At 37.2% G+C, this 3,408-nt stretch carries 5 protein-coding genes; 3 read left to right on the plus strand and 2 right to left on the minus strand.

Translation table 11 applies throughout. The features are described 5' to 3' along the window. The first annotated feature begins 173 nt into the window (after positions 1 to 173). Positions 174 to 476, plus strand: coding sequence for an HNH endonuclease signature motif containing protein (locus tag EO766_RS17920; RefSeq protein WP_074419100.1), 303 nt, complete (start codon positions 174 to 176; stop codon positions 474 to 476). Here EO766_RS17920 and EO766_RS17925 read toward each other — a convergent pair. After that, on the minus strand, positions 454 to 639 hold the full coding sequence (locus EO766_RS17925) for a hypothetical protein (RefSeq protein ID WP_074419101.1): 186 nt from the start codon (positions 637 to 639) through the stop codon (positions 454 to 456). The two genes, EO766_RS17920 and EO766_RS17925, sit on opposite strands and share 23 nt — an antisense overlap. 609 nt (positions 640 to 1,248) lie before the next feature. On the opposite strand from EO766_RS17925, the gene EO766_RS17930 reads away from it, so the two are divergent. Beyond that, positions 1,249 to 2,139 (plus strand): NmrA family NAD(P)-binding protein, encoded by an 891-nt coding sequence (locus EO766_RS17930; RefSeq protein WP_074419102.1) that lies wholly within the window; start codon positions 1,249 to 1,251, stop codon positions 2,137 to 2,139. A 13-nt stretch (positions 2,140 to 2,152) separates the two neighbouring features. After that, entirely contained in the window at positions 2,153 to 3,076 is a 924-nt protein-coding gene (locus tag EO766_RS17935; protein WP_074419103.1) for a helix-turn-helix domain-containing protein, read from the plus strand. A gap of 144 nt (positions 3,077 to 3,220) precedes the next feature. Here the strand turns inward: EO766_RS17935 and EO766_RS17940 are convergent. Beyond that, a partial coding sequence (locus tag EO766_RS17940; RefSeq protein ID WP_287101759.1) for a hypothetical protein occupies positions 3,221 to 3,408 on the minus strand: 188 nt, incomplete at its 5' end.

A 3,408-nucleotide genomic window follows, 5' to 3' on the forward strand; every position in this document is an offset into this window, starting at 1 on the left:
CTTTTCCTCGATGAAAAAAGAAAGCTCGGCCTGGTTAAACGCATTCGAAAACAAATAGATAAATTTGGACTGACTAATGATGACCTGGGGCTTTTAACAACTTAAACGATTTCTACGTTAGTCAGAAGCTTAGACGCTTCGTAATTTTTAAACCTTTTCAAAAAAAACATTTTATGGCTCGTAAACCAAATACCGACAGAGTTGGTAACGCATGGACAGAACAACAGAAAAAAGCTGTATGGACAAAAGGCGCAACCATTGATGGCTATGATTCCAACATTTATCGCAGAGACAAATGTGGACACGCTATGCAATATTCTGAACATGGTAATCGTAATTCAAATTATGGTTGGGAAATTGACCATATAAATCCAGTTGCCAACGGAGGCGGTGATGAAATTAATAATTTACAACCTCTGTATTGGGACAACAATGCGAAAAAAGGCGACAACCTTAATTGGCGTTGTGGTCAATAGGAACTTCATCTTTAGGCGGCAATGTGGACACCACTAAATAATCAATATCATCATCTCCGTCACGAGTAAGTTTCATTACAAAATAGCCACGTTCCCAAAGTTCCTCAAACAATTCTTTGTTTGTTTGTTCTTTAAATTTTGGTTCATTTTTTTGTTCAGACATTAGTTTTTTACCTGAACGACTATCGGTTAAATTTCGTTTGACAATTCGCAGTCGTTACAGGCTTAATTAGCGATTGACAAACCATAATAAAATTCACGTTGGACAAAAAGCCGAACGCACAACAAAAGTATTTGCGAATAGCAGGGCTTGACAAGCCGCAGTTGTGCTGCATAACTTTAATCGGAGGCGGTTCGGGCTTGACGTTATCTAACGAACAATAAATCATATTTTCAACTTTAAATTTTTCAATTTAGCTTCGGTATCAGCGTGACGGAACACAGAATATCCTGCCATCGCAAATACCGATTCGTTGGCAGCAAGGCTAAACGACCGCAAAGTCTGACGATGCTTGATTAAGTCATTAATGGGTTGACTTCTGATTGTTCGCTATTTGACTGACACAACCGAATTAAAACAGCATATCGCTACTCAACACTTTTCCTGAGACATACCTTCGCTGACCTTTAAAAAAAGTTATCACGGACAGTCAATCATTCTTTCTTACTGCCAAAGACACTACCTATTTCATTTTGGCTAAAACAAAAACGGATTAGGATAAATCTGTTTTGTGCTTGTTGCTGACCTTTGGCCAATAAAAAATACAGAAATATGAATATCATTTTAACTGGCTCTTTAGGCAACATCAGCAAACCGCTTGCAATGGAATTGATAGCAAAAGGACATTCTATAACAATTATCAGCAGTAAAGCCGATAAACAAAAAGACATCGAAGCATTAGGTGCAAAATCTGCAATAGGTTCATTGGAAAACGCAGATTTTCTAATAGCTACTTTTAAAAATGCAGATGCCGTGTATTGTATGATACCACCAAATTTTGCAGCACTTGATCAAGTGGCATATTACATAAGAATTGGCAATAATTATGCGCAGGCAATTGAACAGTCAGGTGTTAAACGTGTGGTTCATCTTAGCAGTTGGGGCGCACATTTAGAAAAGGGAACAGGAGTTATACTCGGTTCTCACAATGTAGAAGTAATTCTAAACAAATTATCAAACGTTGCTATTACACATCTACGTGCAGGCTCTATTTTCTATAATTTATTTAGCTTTATAAACGCAATCAAGAAAGCAGGTTTTATCAGCAGAAACTATGGTTGCGATGACAAAATTGTATGGGCGCATCCAACTGATATTGCTGCGGCGGCTGCGGAAGAATTACAAAAAAAATTGATAACAGGCAGCAATGTTCGCTATGTGGCAAGTGATGAAAAAACCGCCAGTGAAACGGCTAAAATTATAGGTAATGCCATTGGTAAACCTGATTTGCAATGGTTGCTCATTACAGACGAACAGGCAAAAGAAGGAATGATAAAAAACGGAATTCCTGCAAGTATTGCGGCTGACCTTGTTGATTTGAATGCAAGTATCCATAGTGGCGCAATGGGCGAAGATTATGAATTAAACAAGCCTGGAATAATGGGTAAAATAAAGGTAGAAGATTTTGCAAAAGAATTTGCTGCGGCTTATAACCAACAATAATTATTTTCGGAACGTGGAAAACAAAAAGCCATACAGGATTAAAACGATTAATGAGTTTCATCAACTACGGGGTTTGCCAAAGCCTAAACATCCTTTAATCAGCGTGATTGATTTCAGTCTTATTAAACGCAGTTCAAACGAAAACCAAGAAAGTACTGTTCAGGATTTTTATTCCATTTCACTGAAACGGACCACCAATTCCAAAATAATTTATGGGCAACAAGAATATGATTTTGATTCGGGTGTTTTGTTCTTTTTATCGCCCAATCAGGTTTTCAGCATTAAGCATGCCCAACAAAAAACTGGCCCACATCATACAGGATGGCTATTGCTAATTCATCCTGATTTTATTTGGAATACACCGCTTGCTAAAACAATTAAGCAATATGAGTTTTTTAATTATGCTGTAAATGAAGCCCTTTTTTTATCAGATGACGAAGAAAAAACACTCAACGGAATTATAGAAAACATTCAGAAGGAATATAATTCCAATATTGACAAGTTTAGTCAAAGTATTATCATTTCTCAAATTGAAACTTTACTGAACTATTCCGAGAGGTTTTATCAACGACAATTTATTACACGCAAAAAAAACAATCACCAAATTTTGGAGCGCTTAGAAAAATTATTGACTGATTATTTTAATAGTGATGATTTAATTTCAAAAGGTTTGCCTTCTGTTCAATACATTGCCGAAACATTAAATGTTTCGTCTAACTATTTAAGCAGTTTATTACGCGTATTGACAGGGCAAAATACGCAACAGCACATTCACGACAAACTTATTGAAAAAGCCAAAGAAAAATTATCTACAACAGACTTGACAATAAGCGAAATTGCTTATGAATTAGGTTTTGAACATTTGCAATCGTTCAGCAAGCTATTCAAAGCAAAGACACGACTTTCGCCTTTGGAGTTCAGACAATCATTTAACTGACAGACAAAAGCCCATGCTGCCAACATGGGGTTTTGTGCAAGCAGGGGTTGCCGTTCAAACTTCGGCTGTTTGCATCGCTGTACTTGGTTTGGGCTGGACGGAATTCTGTTGGGCTTTTAGTTGTTATCTTGTACTTTTATTTCTTTATTGGGCTTCAGTTCCAGGCTGGACAATCAACAATGCCCTGCCTGCACAAAGCCCCTTTCGTTGTAGGCAAGGCGTGACCAACACTAACACTTTGAAAAAATATGACTTGTAAATTTTGCGGACAACCAGCAGGCTTTTTGAGAAGCGTTCATAAAGAATGTGAGCTTGCTCATTCAAATGCACTG

The organism is Hydrotalea sp. AMD, from assembly GCF_004100315.1.
In the GTDB taxonomy this organism is placed as follows: Bacteria; Bacteroidota; Bacteroidia; order Chitinophagales; family Chitinophagaceae; genus Hydrotalea; species Hydrotalea flava.